11 protein-coding genes are annotated in these 12,893 nt (G+C 37.7%); 7 read left to right on the top strand and 4 right to left on the bottom strand.

Annotated features, from left to right (window positions below):
• The first annotated feature begins 438 nt into the window (after positions 1-438).
• Positions 439-1,785: a dicarboxylate/amino acid:cation symporter gene (locus tag MP622_RS08380; RefSeq protein WP_016167474.1), complete on the top strand. Its 1,347-nt coding sequence runs from the start codon at positions 439-441 to the stop codon at positions 1,783-1,785.
• A 152-nt stretch (positions 1,786-1,937) separates the two neighbouring features.
• Positions 1,938-3,080: an acyl-CoA dehydrogenase family protein gene (locus MP622_RS08375; RefSeq protein WP_243793419.1), complete on the top strand. Its 1,143-nt coding sequence runs from the start codon at positions 1,938-1,940 to the stop codon at positions 3,078-3,080.
• Positions 3,081-3,114: 34 nt separating this feature from the next.
• Here the strand turns inward: MP622_RS08375 and MP622_RS08370 are convergent, their stop codons facing one another.
• Positions 3,115-3,633: a type 1 glutamine amidotransferase domain-containing protein gene (locus tag MP622_RS08370; protein WP_243793416.1), complete on the bottom strand. Its 519-nt coding sequence runs from the start codon at positions 3,631-3,633 to the stop codon at positions 3,115-3,117.
• 428 nt (positions 3,634-4,061) lie between these two features.
• Here MP622_RS08370 and pheA point away from each other — a divergent pair, with 428 nt between their 5' ends.
• From pheA to MP622_RS08350, 4 genes are all read left to right on the top strand, one after another.
• Complete coding sequence (gene pheA, locus MP622_RS08365) at positions 4,062-5,171, top strand: prephenate dehydratase (protein ID WP_016167477.1); 1,110 nt, start codon at positions 4,062-4,064, stop codon at positions 5,169-5,171.
• Positions 5,172-5,349: 178 nt separating this feature from the next.
• Positions 5,350-7,596: a bifunctional prephenate dehydrogenase/3-phosphoshikimate 1-carboxyvinyltransferase gene (locus tag MP622_RS08360; protein WP_243793415.1), complete on the top strand. Its 2,247-nt coding sequence runs from the start codon at positions 5,350-5,352 to the stop codon at positions 7,594-7,596.
• A 116-nt stretch (positions 7,597-7,712) separates the two neighbouring features.
• Positions 7,713-8,093, top strand: coding sequence for a hypothetical protein (locus MP622_RS08355; RefSeq protein WP_243793414.1), 381 nt, complete (start codon positions 7,713-7,715; stop codon positions 8,091-8,093).
• A 33-nt stretch (positions 8,094-8,126) separates the two neighbouring features.
• The gene (locus MP622_RS08350) at positions 8,127-9,581 is read left to right on the top strand and encodes a hypothetical protein (protein ID WP_243793413.1); all 1,455 of its coding nucleotides are present in this window, start codon (positions 8,127-8,129) and stop codon (positions 9,579-9,581) included.
• Positions 9,582-9,719: 138 nt separating this feature from the next.
• Here MP622_RS08350 and MP622_RS08345 read toward each other — a convergent pair whose 3' ends face one another.
• Both MP622_RS08345 and MP622_RS08340 read right to left on the bottom strand, forming a co-directional pair.
• Positions 9,720-10,160, bottom strand: coding sequence for a DUF2147 domain-containing protein (locus tag MP622_RS08345; RefSeq protein ID WP_016167481.1), 441 nt, complete (start codon positions 10,158-10,160; stop codon positions 9,720-9,722).
• Positions 10,161-10,564: 404 nt separating this feature from the next.
• Entirely contained in the window at positions 10,565-11,194 is a 630-nt protein-coding gene (locus tag MP622_RS08340) for an alpha/beta hydrolase (protein ID WP_016167482.1), read from the bottom strand.
• Between the two features lie 125 nt (positions 11,195-11,319).
• On the opposite strand from MP622_RS08340, the gene yaaA reads away from it, so the two are divergent.
• Positions 11,320-12,099, top strand: coding sequence for a peroxide stress protein YaaA (gene yaaA / locus MP622_RS08335; RefSeq protein ID WP_151504091.1), 780 nt, complete (start codon positions 11,320-11,322; stop codon positions 12,097-12,099).
• Between the two features lie 92 nt (positions 12,100-12,191).
• On the opposite strand, the gene MP622_RS17395 is transcribed toward yaaA, so the two are convergent.
• Positions 12,192-12,317, bottom strand: coding sequence for a hypothetical protein (locus tag MP622_RS17395; protein WP_016167484.1), 126 nt, complete (start codon positions 12,315-12,317; stop codon positions 12,192-12,194).
• Positions 12,318-12,893 lie beyond the last annotated feature (576 nt).

The raw sequence follows: 12,893 nt of genomic DNA, 5'->3' as shown, positions 1-12,893 counted from the left end.
TAGATCACTGTGTAATTTCGTGTTTCGAGGGAGAATGTTTAAATGGATAATAGAAAGATTTTGATATAAAAGGAAGGAAAATGATGGTTGGGATATGCGACTAATGTCTAATAAAAAATGAATATAATTTAATCAAATTTAAAAATATATGTAGATTTACTGTTCAAAAATTCGGTAGAATTCAACCGAATAAGGAAAACTGTTAAGTTTTTCTTATGAGTTGTTTTTTCTATCATATTGAAAATATTCATTTTCAATAGTCTAACTGCGATGGAATCGCGGATATTATTATTTAGTTTAATCAGAAGGTATTAAGACTGATTTAATACCTATAGCCTTTTGTAGTGATTATAAAAGGAATTTTAAGGGCTGTGTATTCTTAGGAATAGACTAATATTGGATGTTTCTAGTTCTAGAAATATGTTTAGAAGTAACGCTATGGCTAAAAAACCCATCTATAAATCACTGTATTTTCAAGTGATTGTTGCCATCATTGCAGGTATTCTGGTTGGTCATTTCTCTCCAAGTGGAACCCAGATTGTAAATGGTGCCGAACAATATGTCCCAGGTTTAGGCGAACAGCTAAAACCTTTAGGTGATGCATTTATTCGATTGATTAAAATGATCATCGCCCCAGTGATTTTCTGTACAGTTGTTAGCGGTATTGCTGGCATGGAAAGTATGAAATCGGTGGGTAAAACGGGTGGTATTGCTCTCCTTTATTTTGAAATCGTTTCTACTATTGCGCTACTGATTGGTTTATTGGTGATTAACATCGCTAAACCAGGTGTAGGTATGAACATTGACCCTGCCTCTTTAGATGTGTCAGGTATTTCTAAATATGTAGAATCAGGTCAGTCTCAGAGTACTGTCGATTTCTTAATGAATATCATTCCACATACTGTGGTGGGTGCTTTTGCTGAAGGTGAAATTCTTCAAGTATTGTTATTCGCTATTTTATTTGGGTTTGCACTACACAAATTAGGTGATTCTGGTAAGCCAGTTCTTAAACTGATAGACCAAATTTCGCATGTCTTCTTCAATATTGTAAATATGATTATGAAGCTTGCGCCTATCGGTGCATTTGGTGCAATGGCATTTACTATTGGTAAATATGGTATTGGCAGCTTAGCGCAATTGGCTCAGTTGATTATCTGCTTCTATATTACTTGTTTGTTGTTCATCTTTATTGTATTGGGTTCAATCAGCCGTATCTGTGGTTTCAGTATCTTAAAAATGATTCGTATGATTCGTGAAGAATTATTAATCGTTTTAGGGACGTCTTCTTCAGAATCAGTATTGCCACGTATGTTGAAGAAACTTGAAATTGCAGGTTGTGAAAAATCTGTGGTTGGTCTGGTGATTCCAACAGGTTATTCATTTAACTTAGATGGTACTTCAATTTACTTGACCATGGCTGCGGTATTTATCGCTCAAGCAACCAATACTCAATTAGATATTTCACACCAAATTACTTTGTTATTAGTGTTGTTGATTTCTTCTAAAGGCGCTGCAGGTGTAACGGGTTCAGGCTTTATTGTGATGGCTGCAACTTTGTCTGCGGTAGGTCATATCCCAGTTGCTGGTTTAGCACTGATTTTAGGTATTGACCGTTTCATGTCTGAAGCTCGTGCGTTAACCAACTTGGTGGGTAACTCGTTAGCAACTATTGTGGTTGCGAAATGGGTCGGTCAGCTCGACAAGGAAAAACTAGATTTTGCTTTAGCGAATCCTGAAGAGGTAGACAAGCAAATGATGGATGAAGGTAATCAAGCACACGCTTAATCTAATGTGATTGAAAAAAGGAAGCTTCGGCTTCCTTTTTTGTTTTTGTATTGACCTAAAGTAGCCATAAATAAGATAAAAGTTGCACATGACAGATGCTATAAAATTGCCTAGCATGTCTGATGAAGATTAAAAATAACTCAGGAAGAATAATGTTAGCCTACGATGCAGATTTAGAACTATTTAAAGATAATTTTAAACGCTTTATGCAAGAGCATATTGCCCCAGATTATGAGCAATGGGAACGAGCTGGCATTATGCCGCGTTCTGTATGGAATAAATTGGGTGAAAATGGTTTTTTATGTGTAGATGTACCTGAGCAATATGGTGGCTATGGTGTACCTACCTATTATTCTTTAATGTTGGTGGAAGAATCTGCGCGTGCAGGATATGGTGCACTTTCTACCGCGATTTCATGTCATTCTGAAATTGCTGCACCTTATGTTTTACATATTGGCACAGAACAACAGAAACAATATTGGTTACCTAAAATGGTCTCGGGTGAAGTCGTGGGGGCGATTGGGATGACTGAGCCAGGGGCTGGCTCAGATTTGCAGGCAATACGTACCACTGCTATTTTGCAAGACAATCATTATGTACTGAATGGTTCTAAAACCTTTATTTCAAATGGACAACATGCGGACCTCGTGGTCCTTGCAGTGAAAACCGATCCGCAAGCACGAGCTAAAGGGGTGTCTTTACTTTTATTAGATACCCATTTAGATGGATTTAAGAAAGGAACCAATTTAGACAAGATCGGTTTGCATTCTCAGGATACTTCAGAATTGTTTTTTGATAATGTGCAAGTGCCTAAGAATCAATTATTGGGACAAGCAGGGCATGGATTTAACTATCTTATGCAGGAGTTGCCACGTGAAAGAACAGCGATTGCCGCGACGGCTTTAGGGGCGATTCGTGGGGCACTCGATGTGACCACGCAATACGTACAAGAACGTCAGGCTTTTGGACAAAAGATTGGGCAATTTCAAAATACGCGTTTTGTCTTGGCACAGGCAAAAATTGATGAGCTGGCGACAGCAGCTTTTTATAATCAAAATGTAGAGCTCTATATGCAAGGTAAACTTGATGTGGAAACAGCCGCAGCATTAAAAAGTTTTTCAACCGACATGCAAATGAAAGTGGCAGATCAATTACTACAATTGTTTGGTGGCTATGGGTATATGACAGAATATCCAATTTCCCGTTTCTTTGTCGATGCTCGAATTCAGCGGATTTATGGTGGAACGAACGAAATTATGAAAGAAATCGTCGCTCGTGGAATGATAGGGCGCTAACAATATAAAAGAGCCGAGAGGCTCTTTTTTTGACTTAAAGCTTGAGCACAGTCAAACTTTCGCGAATAAAGGCGGGCAGATCTTCGGGTGAGCGCGAAGAAATATACAAATTATTGTCATTTACTACTGCTTCGTCATAAAACACTGCACCTGCATTAAGCAAATCGACAATAACAGATTTCATGGTGGTCATACGCCGACCTTTTACCACGCCTGCGTTAATCAGTAATTGTGGACCATGACAAATACTCATAATCGGTTTTTGTGCATTGGCAAAGCGCCGCACAAAATCGACATAGCGTTCATCTGCTCTTAAGTGATCTGGTGAATAGCCACCAGGAATAAGCAAAGCATCAAATTCGTGTACTGTAACATCATCAATGCCTTGATCTATAGTGACAGAATATCGGCGCTTTTTTCCGTATACAATATTGCCTGCTTTATTTTCAATATTGATTACACTATGACTCGCAGCACGAAAGGCTTCAACAGGTTCGACATATTCCATATCTTCGAAGTCATGTGTGACTAAAACTGCAATTCTTTTTGGCATTTTTATTCTCCGAATAGCATTTTTAAATTTAAAATAACAGACAAATTGTGAAATACGGCATATTAAATTGTGGTTAAATTGTGATCTAAAGTAATATGCCTTGATCATGTCATATTCTTAATGAAATTTTCTAGTGCTATGTTTTAAATAAAAAATAATAAAGATAACGTGATTCATCAATTTTCAATGTTGTGCGGTATTAAGAATGATGTTTTATGGAGGGTTAGCCCATATACTCAAACCATCTTATGCTCAAGCTCGCTAAGCCAGATGCTCTATCTATTCTACAACTCAAACTTTAGTTAGATTTTGGCAAATATTACGGGCTATAGCGTTGAAATCAGGATGAAACCAGATTTTATTGCCTACCATTTCATTGAACTCTTGATATACTGTCGGCATTCACGTTTTCGAAGGGCGAAATAACAATGATCAACGACGATCAAAACACTACGACTTCTCTGGACTTGACCAAGATTCGCGAAGATATTGATTCTGTCGATCAACAGATTCAACAATTGATTAATCGTCGCGCGCGCTTGGCTGAAGCAGTAGCAAAAGCAAAGTTTGCCTCTGAAGAGAATCCAATGTTTTACCGTCCTGAACGTGAAGCACAAGTTCTGCGTAATGTCATGGAGCGTAATGAAGGGCCTTTGTCGGATGTAACAATGGCACGTTTATTCCGTGAAATTATGTCAGCATGCTTAGCACTAGAAGCACCGCAAAGCATTGCTTTTTTGGGTCCTGTGGGAACATTTACACATTCGGCCGTGCTTAAGCATTTTGGTCAGGATGCGGTGGTTCGTCCTTTACCAACGATTGATGAAGTATTTCGTGAAGTTGAAGCGGGCAGTGCACACTACGGTTTAGTACCAGTCGAAAACTCATCTGAAGGGGTCGTGAACCATACTTTAGACTGTTTTAAATCATCGACATTAAATGTGATTGGTGAAGTGGAACTACGTATTCATCATCAATTCTTAATTTCCGAAAATACCCGTAAAGACAGTATTAAACAGATTTATGCACATCAACAAACCTTGGCACAATGCCGTAAATGGTTGGATGCACATTATCCAGGTGTTGAACGTGTTGCACTCAACTCAAATGCAGAAGCTGCGCGCCGTATTCGTAATGAATGGCATTCGGCTGCGATTGCATCGGACGTTGCTGCAAGTATTTATGAGTTAGAAATTCTACACAGTAACATTGAAGATAATCCAGAAAACACGACACGTTTCTTGGTCATTGGTCGTGAAAAAGTGCCACAAAGTGGTAATGACAAAACCTCTTTACTGATTTCGGCACATGATCGTGCAGGAGCTTTACTCGAAATTTTAGCTCCTTTTGCAAAACATCAAATTAGTTTGACCAGTATTGAAACGCGTCCTGCACTTCCAGAGAAATGGGCTTATGTGTTCTTTATTGATCTTGAAGGTCATATTGAACAAGAAAATGTGAAAGCGGCAATTGAAGAAATTCGTCCTTTAGTCAAAGAAGTACGTGTATTGGGTTCTTACCCAATCGCTGTGCTCTAACATTCGCCATAAAAGGTGGTGTTGCTGTCTCGTATATTCAATCCAATCTAAAATTTGGAATATGTATTGATATACTGAGACAGCTTACAAAAACTTTTAAGTTAAAAAAACTTAAGCATATAGATATCGTTGAAATGCACTTGCCAAAGTGTGGGGTTTAGAGGCGAAAGCATAAAAGATGACACAGCCATTATTTGAAAAAGTTGCATTTATTGGACTTGGCCTGATTGGTTCAAGTCTGGCTCGTGTAATAGTTGCTGAAAAACTGGCGAAACAAATTGTCGCATCAACACGTTCAAGTAAGACCTTGGACGATGCAAAAGCTTTAGGATTAATTGCTGAAGGTTTTACTAATCCAGTTGATGCTGTGCAAGGTGCCGATTTGGTGGTACTTGCCTTGCCTGTACGAGCGACAGAAAAAGTTTTAGCTACCATTAAGCCGTATTTGTCAGAAAATTGCATCATTACTGATGTAGGCAGTACCAAAGGGAATGTTGTTGATGCAGCCAAAGCCGTTTACGGTGAAAAGTTGCCTGCTGGTTTTGTACCAGGTCATCCAATTGCGGGCGCGGAACATACAGGTGTTCATGCAGGTAAAGTCGATTTATTTGCGCATCATAAAGTCATTCTGACACCACTTCCAAGCAGTGCACTTTGGGCGGTTGAAAAACTGATTACCCTTTGGCAAGCGGCAAAAGCTGAAGTCATTTGCATGGATGTGGAAAAACATGATGAAGTGTTGGCGCATACCAGTCATTTACCGCATTTGATGGCATTTAACTTAGTCGAACAATTGGCCAATCGCGCAGATAATTTGGATATTTTCCGTTATGCTGCGGGTGGTTTTCGTGATTTCTCACGTATTGCGGCCAGTGATCCGCAAATGTGGCATGACATCTTCTTTGCCAATAAAAAAGCCATTTTAAATGCTGTAGATGGATTTGAACAACAACTTGCTGTACTCAGAAAACTGATTGAAGATGAAGATTCGCCAGCCTTAATGGGTTTGCTTGGCAATGCTCAAGCTGCACGACAACATTTCAATCACATGTTAGCCAAGAAACCCCTGATGGAGAAAAATAAGGTGACACAACAATTTACCATTTTACCAGGCCCTAAAACGTTCCAAGGTAAGTTTACCGTGCCTGGAGACAAGTCTGTGTCTCACCGCTCTATCATGTTTGGTGCGATTGCAGAAGGCACAACACATGTCACAGGTTTCCTAGAGGGTGAAGATGCTTTAGCAACATTACAAGCCTTCCGTGATATGGGCGTAAGCATTGAAGGACCTAAAAATGGTGAAGTGACCATTCATGGCGTTGGCATGCATGGTCTAAAAGCACCTGCGGGCGCGTTGTATATGGGTAACTCGGGCACATCTATGCGTCTTTTGTCGGGAATGCTTTCTGCACAAAAATTTGATTCAGTCATGACGGGTGATGCCTCTTTGTCAAAACGTCCAATGGAGCGTATTGCGAAACCTTTACGTGAAATGGGTGCACAAATTCAGACCACAGGTGAGCGTGGTACACCGCCAGTATCGATTACAGGTAGCCAGCCATTAAAAGGCATTCACTATGATTTACCAATGGCTTCTGCTCAGGTGAAATCAGGTATTCTATTGGCGGGTTTGTGGGCAGCAGGTGAAACTTCTGTGACCGAACCAGAGCCAACACGTGATCATACTGAGCGTATGCTACGTGCTTTTGGTTATGAAGTAAAAACTGAAGGCAATCGTATTTCACTGCAAGGTGGTGGTAAGTTAGTTGGTACAGACATTCAGGTACCTTCAGATATTTCTTCTGCTGCATTCTTTATGGTCGGTGCTGCAATTACTGAAGGTTCAGACGTGACGCTTGAAGCTGTAGGCATTAACCCAACGCGTACAGGCGTGATTGAAATTTTGAAACAAATGGGTGCTGATCTCACTGTTGAAAATGAACGTATTGCAGGTGGCGAACCTATTGCAGATATTCGTATTCGTGGTAGTCGTACTTTAAAAGGTATTCATATGCCTGAAGACCAAGTACCACTAGCGATTGACGAGTTCCCAGCGTTGTTTATTGCGGCGGCTTGTGCCGAAGGGCAAACTGTACTAACAGGTGCAGCAGAATTGCGTGTGAAAGAATCTGACCGTATTCAAGTGATGGCAGATGGTCTGAAAACCATGGGCATTGACTGTACACCGACAGATGATGGCATCATTATTGAAGGTAAAGGTCAGTCTGGAGATTGGTCTGCAATCTTTGCAGGCGGTGAAATTGAATCACACCATGACCACCGTATTGCCATGAGCTTTAGTATGGCGGGTTTACGTAGTTCTGGTGAGATCAAAATTTTGGGTACAGAAACAGTAGCAACCAGTTTCCCAACCTTTACTGAACTTGCAAATCAAGCAGGTTTAGCCATTCAGGTGACTGAATAAGACTTGTGACTCAATAAGTCAGTTATTTATGATTGAACAGCCAAGCAAATGCTTGGCTGTTTTGTTTTTATTGCTTATGCTAAACCCATATAACAAAAATGCCTTTGGGTAGAGCTATGCGAAAATTACAATTCACTGCCAACTGCGAGCTACATCAACATATGGTGGAATCTGGGAACCAATGTCATATTACACAAGAATATGTAGCAGATTTATTGGTTGGCAAACTCAGTCAATACGGCTTCCATACCTTGCCACAAAGTGGTGATCATGTTGCTGTAAGCGTCGATAATCATGCTCTACCTTTATCGATTACCTGTCAAAGTTCAGATCAAGAAGGGCATTTGGTTTGTGAGATTACCTCATATCCAACGGAAGATCAGGACTGGTTAGATCGGATTGCTGAGCAAAGTTTATTGAATCAATTGGCACAAGCCGTTGAAAATACATTAAAAAAAGATCAAAATTTCAGTGAATTCAAGTGGAGTAATAGTTAATATTTAAGTCAATATTTCTACAAGAATAAAAAGATGTCTTCTAAAATAGCTATTTTTATTGCGATATTTTTATTTTTTCTATCGTGGTGCGTGCCTGCTGTTGATGGTATGGTTGGTTTTGGCGTCATGGTGACATCAATTTTATATCATTTTTTGATTGTCCCTATTCCCCAAATGTTTCCTGTATGGGCAAATTTAACTTTTTTATTAGCAGTGAGATGCTATTTTAAAGAAAGTGAGATGCTGGGAACATTTGAATCCAAAGCATGGATGTATGGTATTATTACATGTGTTCTTATGTGTATTGGATTTTCTACAGCAATTATTAAAGTTAATGTGGGTGCTGTGATATGGTTATATTCAGGATTCTTTTTAATCTTGGCGCTAGCATTAACGAAAATACCTCCTTTCTGGGATAAAATAGGCTTAGTTCTAGGAATTGGACTTATTGTATTTTTAAGTTTTAAAATTTATCAAAATGAATCCTATGTGTCTAAATATCAAACAGGCTTTAAAGAAGAAGGTCTAAAACATTATTTATTTCGCCCTAAGAATAGTGAATATGTAATACCAACTTTAACTCAGGTACAGCAAAACAATTCATATAGATGGTTAAATGGGCAGAAAGTAGCTAATGATACTGTGGATTTATCAAGTTTAATCAATGAGACGATTGAATTAGATTTTAACAAAACGATTGATGTTCCAAAATCTAATAATAAAAAGGCTGAATGTAAGTTAAAACAGAATAACCAACATGCTTTGTATTTTCCTCCACATTATATTGATAATGGATATTCTTGGACACGATATTTTAATTCAGGAAATATCGCTGTAGGATATCCGACTCAAAAGGAAGGAACGGTAATCTATCGCTCTAAGAATATTGATTCGATGCATACAGTTATTCAACTTATTAGTAAGGCAGATCAGCATATTTTATATCAGCAAACTCTTTTGGCAAATGGTGGCTATGATGGATGTACATATGAACCTAAGCAGTATGAGCAAGAACTGAATTCAGTATTTGAATTGGATTCATCTTCTTTAAATAGAAAATTTGGTAGTTTTGTATCTTTGGAAAAATTTGAAGCACCCGAAAAATTAATTGAGAAATGTGAATGGGTAAATGAATCTTTTAATATTTTTATATTTGAAAATAAAAAAATTAATTTTCTGAATAAAAAAGTATTTAGCCCTCAAATTTTATGTTCTGAACATTATATTGCAGTTGCATCATTAACTGAATACAGTGTTGGTGATATTGAAAATACATTACAAGTTGAAATGTTTAAGCGAGATGATTTACAGCCAATTAATTGTGGGTTGCTTCGTTATGGTTTGACTAAGCCACAGACAGATGCATTTTATAAAAGAGAATTAGAAGTAGTAGATGTAACAATATTATCAGATAAGTTAGAACATTCTAAATGCCCTTATGTTGAATTACGGCTCAGTGATGGGTATGTGAATAAAGATTATAATTAGGTCGAAAATTTTTAGGGATGTGTTGTATTTAAATGAGTAAAAATGCTGAATCATGGGTCATTCAGCATTTTCTTAAATTATTTGCGTTATCTCAATTTTAAAGATGTGATACTCAATAAAAATAGAAAAAGTAATTGTTTACTCCACACGTACCCAAGTTTGACTACGACCTACAGCAGAAACACCGAAATAGCCACGTAAAAAGAGTTTTTTACTATTCGCACTAACCTTACCCTTTAAGCTATAAATCTTTCCAGAAACAGGGTCAATAATTTTACCATTACTATAATTTATATGATCATTCGTCTTTAGGCCTGTAATGACTTGCATGCCGATAATGGGTTTGTTGGTATAAGGTGCAGGGCACTGAGTACAAAATTCTTTTGGTGTATAACCAGGACGTGGTGTTAGTTTGAGAACAGTACCTGCGTAAGTATTATTTGATTGTTTTTCAATTTTTACTAAGGCTTTAGGCTCACCTGTTTTGTCATCAATAAAGTGCCAAGTACCAGTAATGTCCTGTGCAAAGCTTGATGTGGTAGCTAAAGCAAGTAAAATTGCCCCAAAAAATGTTTTCATAGAAATCTGACCGTAGTTTTGAAATTTAAAAGTAGAAAGCTATAGCGAGCTAAAGTATTGATTGTACAATTAATTATTTAAATAATAATGTGCATAAAATGCCAAAAAATATAAGAAAATAAACTTGTAAAGCAGCATTTTTCATTGCATGAATATTGATAATTGAGGTGTGTTTAATCATGCATTAATCAAGAAATTCAGGCAGAAAAATAGGTATTTAGCCGAATAAAAGTACTGCAATAAAGCTAGAAAGTAATTAGGAAATAGAAAAAAAGAATCTGTTTGATTGATTCACGATTTTAATCCAATAGATCAAATACAATGAGTAATATTCAACGAGAGCATAGGTTCGAGAAAGAAATCACCTTGAATGATCATGATGTCTTTCCCGAACGTATTACAGCTTAAATTAATAAGAAACGTGAAATTGCAATACGTAACTGCTTTAAATAGCCTGTAAAGAAGTGATTCGCACCTGGTAAAACAGTAACTAAATGACGCTGTGGTTTTGCCCAAGCAATCATGTCTGAGAGTAAAGTTACATCATCGGCTTCACCGTGAATAAACAGAATATCTCCTTTAAGTTCAGGTGTTTGATAGTGGCGTACACCTGCAACAGTCGCCGTTGGCAAACCGCACAAAATAGTTTGAATTGATTTGAGTTCGCTTGGTAAAGCGTCGTAGCATTTTGCCATGACATGCGCACCAAAGCTAAAACCGCCTGCATAAAATGGTAAGCCAGCATGTTGTAAACGTGCGTGATGAATGACTTTTAATACATCGTCAGTTTCGCCGTGTCCTTCATCATGGACACCTTCACTTTGACCTGAACCACGGAAGCTTGGACGATAAACTACACAACCATTTTCAACTAAAATTTGAGCCAAAAGCGCTGGAACTTTATGTTGCGGCGTACCGCCTTGCAATGGATGGGGGTGGCAAATTACCGCGAATCCTTTCACTTCGCCTTGTGGGTAATCAACGAAAACTTCAATTTGACCCACTGAACCGGGAATGAAAATTTGCTCGGACATAAGATAAATGGATTAATAGCAGGAGAATCCGCTATTTTACCGATTATGATCAGTAAAAACACAGATTGGAAAAAAAATTAGTCTACTGTTATAGTCTGTTTAATTATTTTTTAATCAAATTGTATATGCTCGCCTTAATTTCTCCTGCTAAGACTTTAGATTATGAATCTGCACTTCCAACTGATCAACACACTTTACCAAGACTATTAGAGCATTCACAACAACTTATAGACGTAAGTCGTAAGCTGTCTGCTTCAGAAATCGCCAGTTTAATGAGTGTGAGTGAAAAAATTGCACAATTGAATGTAGCACGGTTCCGTGAGTGGCAACCTGAGTTTAATTTTTCGAATGCTCGTCAGGCCATTTTTGCTTTTAAAGGCGATGTTTATACAGGGTTAGATGCTTACGATTTAACTTTGCAAGATTTGGAATTTGCACAAACACATTTACGTATGTTGTCTGGTCTTTATGGTTTATTGCGTCCTTTGGACTTAATGATGCCGTATCGTTTAGAAATGGGTACTAAATTAGCCAATGCACGTGGTCATAATTTATATGAGTTTTGGGGTGACAAGATTACGCAATTGGTGAATGCTGATTTAGAAGAGACAAATTCAGATTTGTTGGTGAATTTGGCTTCAGATGAATACTATAAATCTGTGAAAGAAAGTAAAGTGAAGGCTGAAATTATCAAGCCTGTATTCTTAGATCAGAAAAATGGCAAATACAAAGTCATTAGTTTTTACGCGAAAAAAGCACGTGGTTTAATGGCACGTTATATCATTCAGAATCAATTAAACCGTGTAGAAGATTTAAAATCTTTCAACATCGATGGTTATTATTTTGATGCAGTGAGCTCAATTCAAGGTGAGCTGGTCTTTAAGCGTGATGAACAAGCCGTGTAAAAATATGAAGATCATGACTTGAGTGGTTCTTTATGAATGTTGTATCAAGTATTGTTCAAAAACAAGCCCCTTAAACAAAGGGGCTTTTTAATTTAACCAACCCATCCACTTGGCGTATCTTGAATAAGCTGTTGTGTAGATGGTGGAGGAGGTGTTACAGCCCCTTGGCAGCCAACCAAGTAATATGATGTGAGTAAAACCACTAGAAATGTACGCATAAGCACCTCATATGAAGAAAAAAGTTCTTTCAACTACCATATTCATTGCTTCGATTTTTAGATGTTTTATCTTAAGTTGTGCCGAAGTGATCGGTTTGATCTTTAGATATCGTATCTCTATTGATGCTATATATTAAGTCATAGCATATATGATTAATTTTACACCCAAATTGAGTGGACAAGCGCAAAATCAATCGAGCTAGTTACATAACTTAGCAATCAATGTATCTAGTATCTTTCACTTGCAAAATCTGACTTTTGATCTTGGTTTTGGGAGAGAACCAAGCCTAAGTAACTTCAAGATCATTATCTAAAGCTAGATTTGATCTATACAGCTTTACAGATCTTATCGGAACTGAATTTCAGTCTTGAGAGCGATAAAATTGTCTAATCGAGAGATTAGTCGTACGACCATTGGCAGGAGAATGCTTGTGTCGGAAAGAATACAGCAAGGGTAGATGAATAGGTGAATTTTAACATGAAAAGTATAGTTTTTGGTCGGTTGTTCGCATCGAATTGGATATTTTTTAATATTTATTTGCAAGACTCTGAAAGTGTTGCAAATAAATATTAAGA

The sequence above is a fragment of the Acinetobacter sp. PK01 genome, from assembly GCF_022819285.1.
GTDB lineage: Bacteria > Pseudomonadota > Gammaproteobacteria > Pseudomonadales > Moraxellaceae > Acinetobacter > Acinetobacter tandoii.
This window is presented reverse-complemented; position numbering and strand designations above follow the sequence as displayed.

Bases quoted from the DNA above. Each gene is read 5' to 3' on its own strand.
- MP622_RS08380 (WP_016167474.1), top strand. From the start codon at position 439: ATGGCTAAAAAACCCATCTATAAATCACTGTATTTTCAAGTGATTGTT.
- MP622_RS08375 (WP_243793419.1), top strand. From the start codon at position 1,938: ATGTTAGCCTACGATGCAGATTTAGAACTATTTAAAGATAATTTTAAA.
- MP622_RS08370 (WP_243793416.1), bottom strand. From the start codon at position 3,633: ATGCCAAAAAGAATTGCAGTTTTAGTCACACATGACTTCGAAGATATG.
- pheA (WP_016167477.1), top strand. From the start codon at position 4,062: ATGATCAACGACGATCAAAACACTACGACTTCTCTGGACTTGACCAAG.
- MP622_RS08360 (WP_243793415.1), top strand. From the start codon at position 5,350: ATGACACAGCCATTATTTGAAAAAGTTGCATTTATTGGACTTGGCCTG.
- MP622_RS08355 (WP_243793414.1), top strand. From the start codon at position 7,713: ATGCGAAAATTACAATTCACTGCCAACTGCGAGCTACATCAACATATG.
- MP622_RS08350 (WP_243793413.1), top strand. From the start codon at position 8,127: ATGTCTTCTAAAATAGCTATTTTTATTGCGATATTTTTATTTTTTCTA.
- MP622_RS08345 (WP_016167481.1), bottom strand. From the start codon at position 10,160: ATGAAAACATTTTTTGGGGCAATTTTACTTGCTTTAGCTACCACATCA.
- MP622_RS08340 (WP_016167482.1), bottom strand. From the start codon at position 11,194: ATGTCCGAGCAAATTTTCATTCCCGGTTCAGTGGGTCAAATTGAAGTT.
- yaaA (WP_151504091.1), top strand. From the start codon at position 11,320: ATGCTCGCCTTAATTTCTCCTGCTAAGACTTTAGATTATGAATCTGCA.
- MP622_RS17395 (WP_016167484.1), bottom strand. From the start codon at position 12,317: ATGCGTACATTTCTAGTGGTTTTACTCACATCATATTACTTGGTTGGC.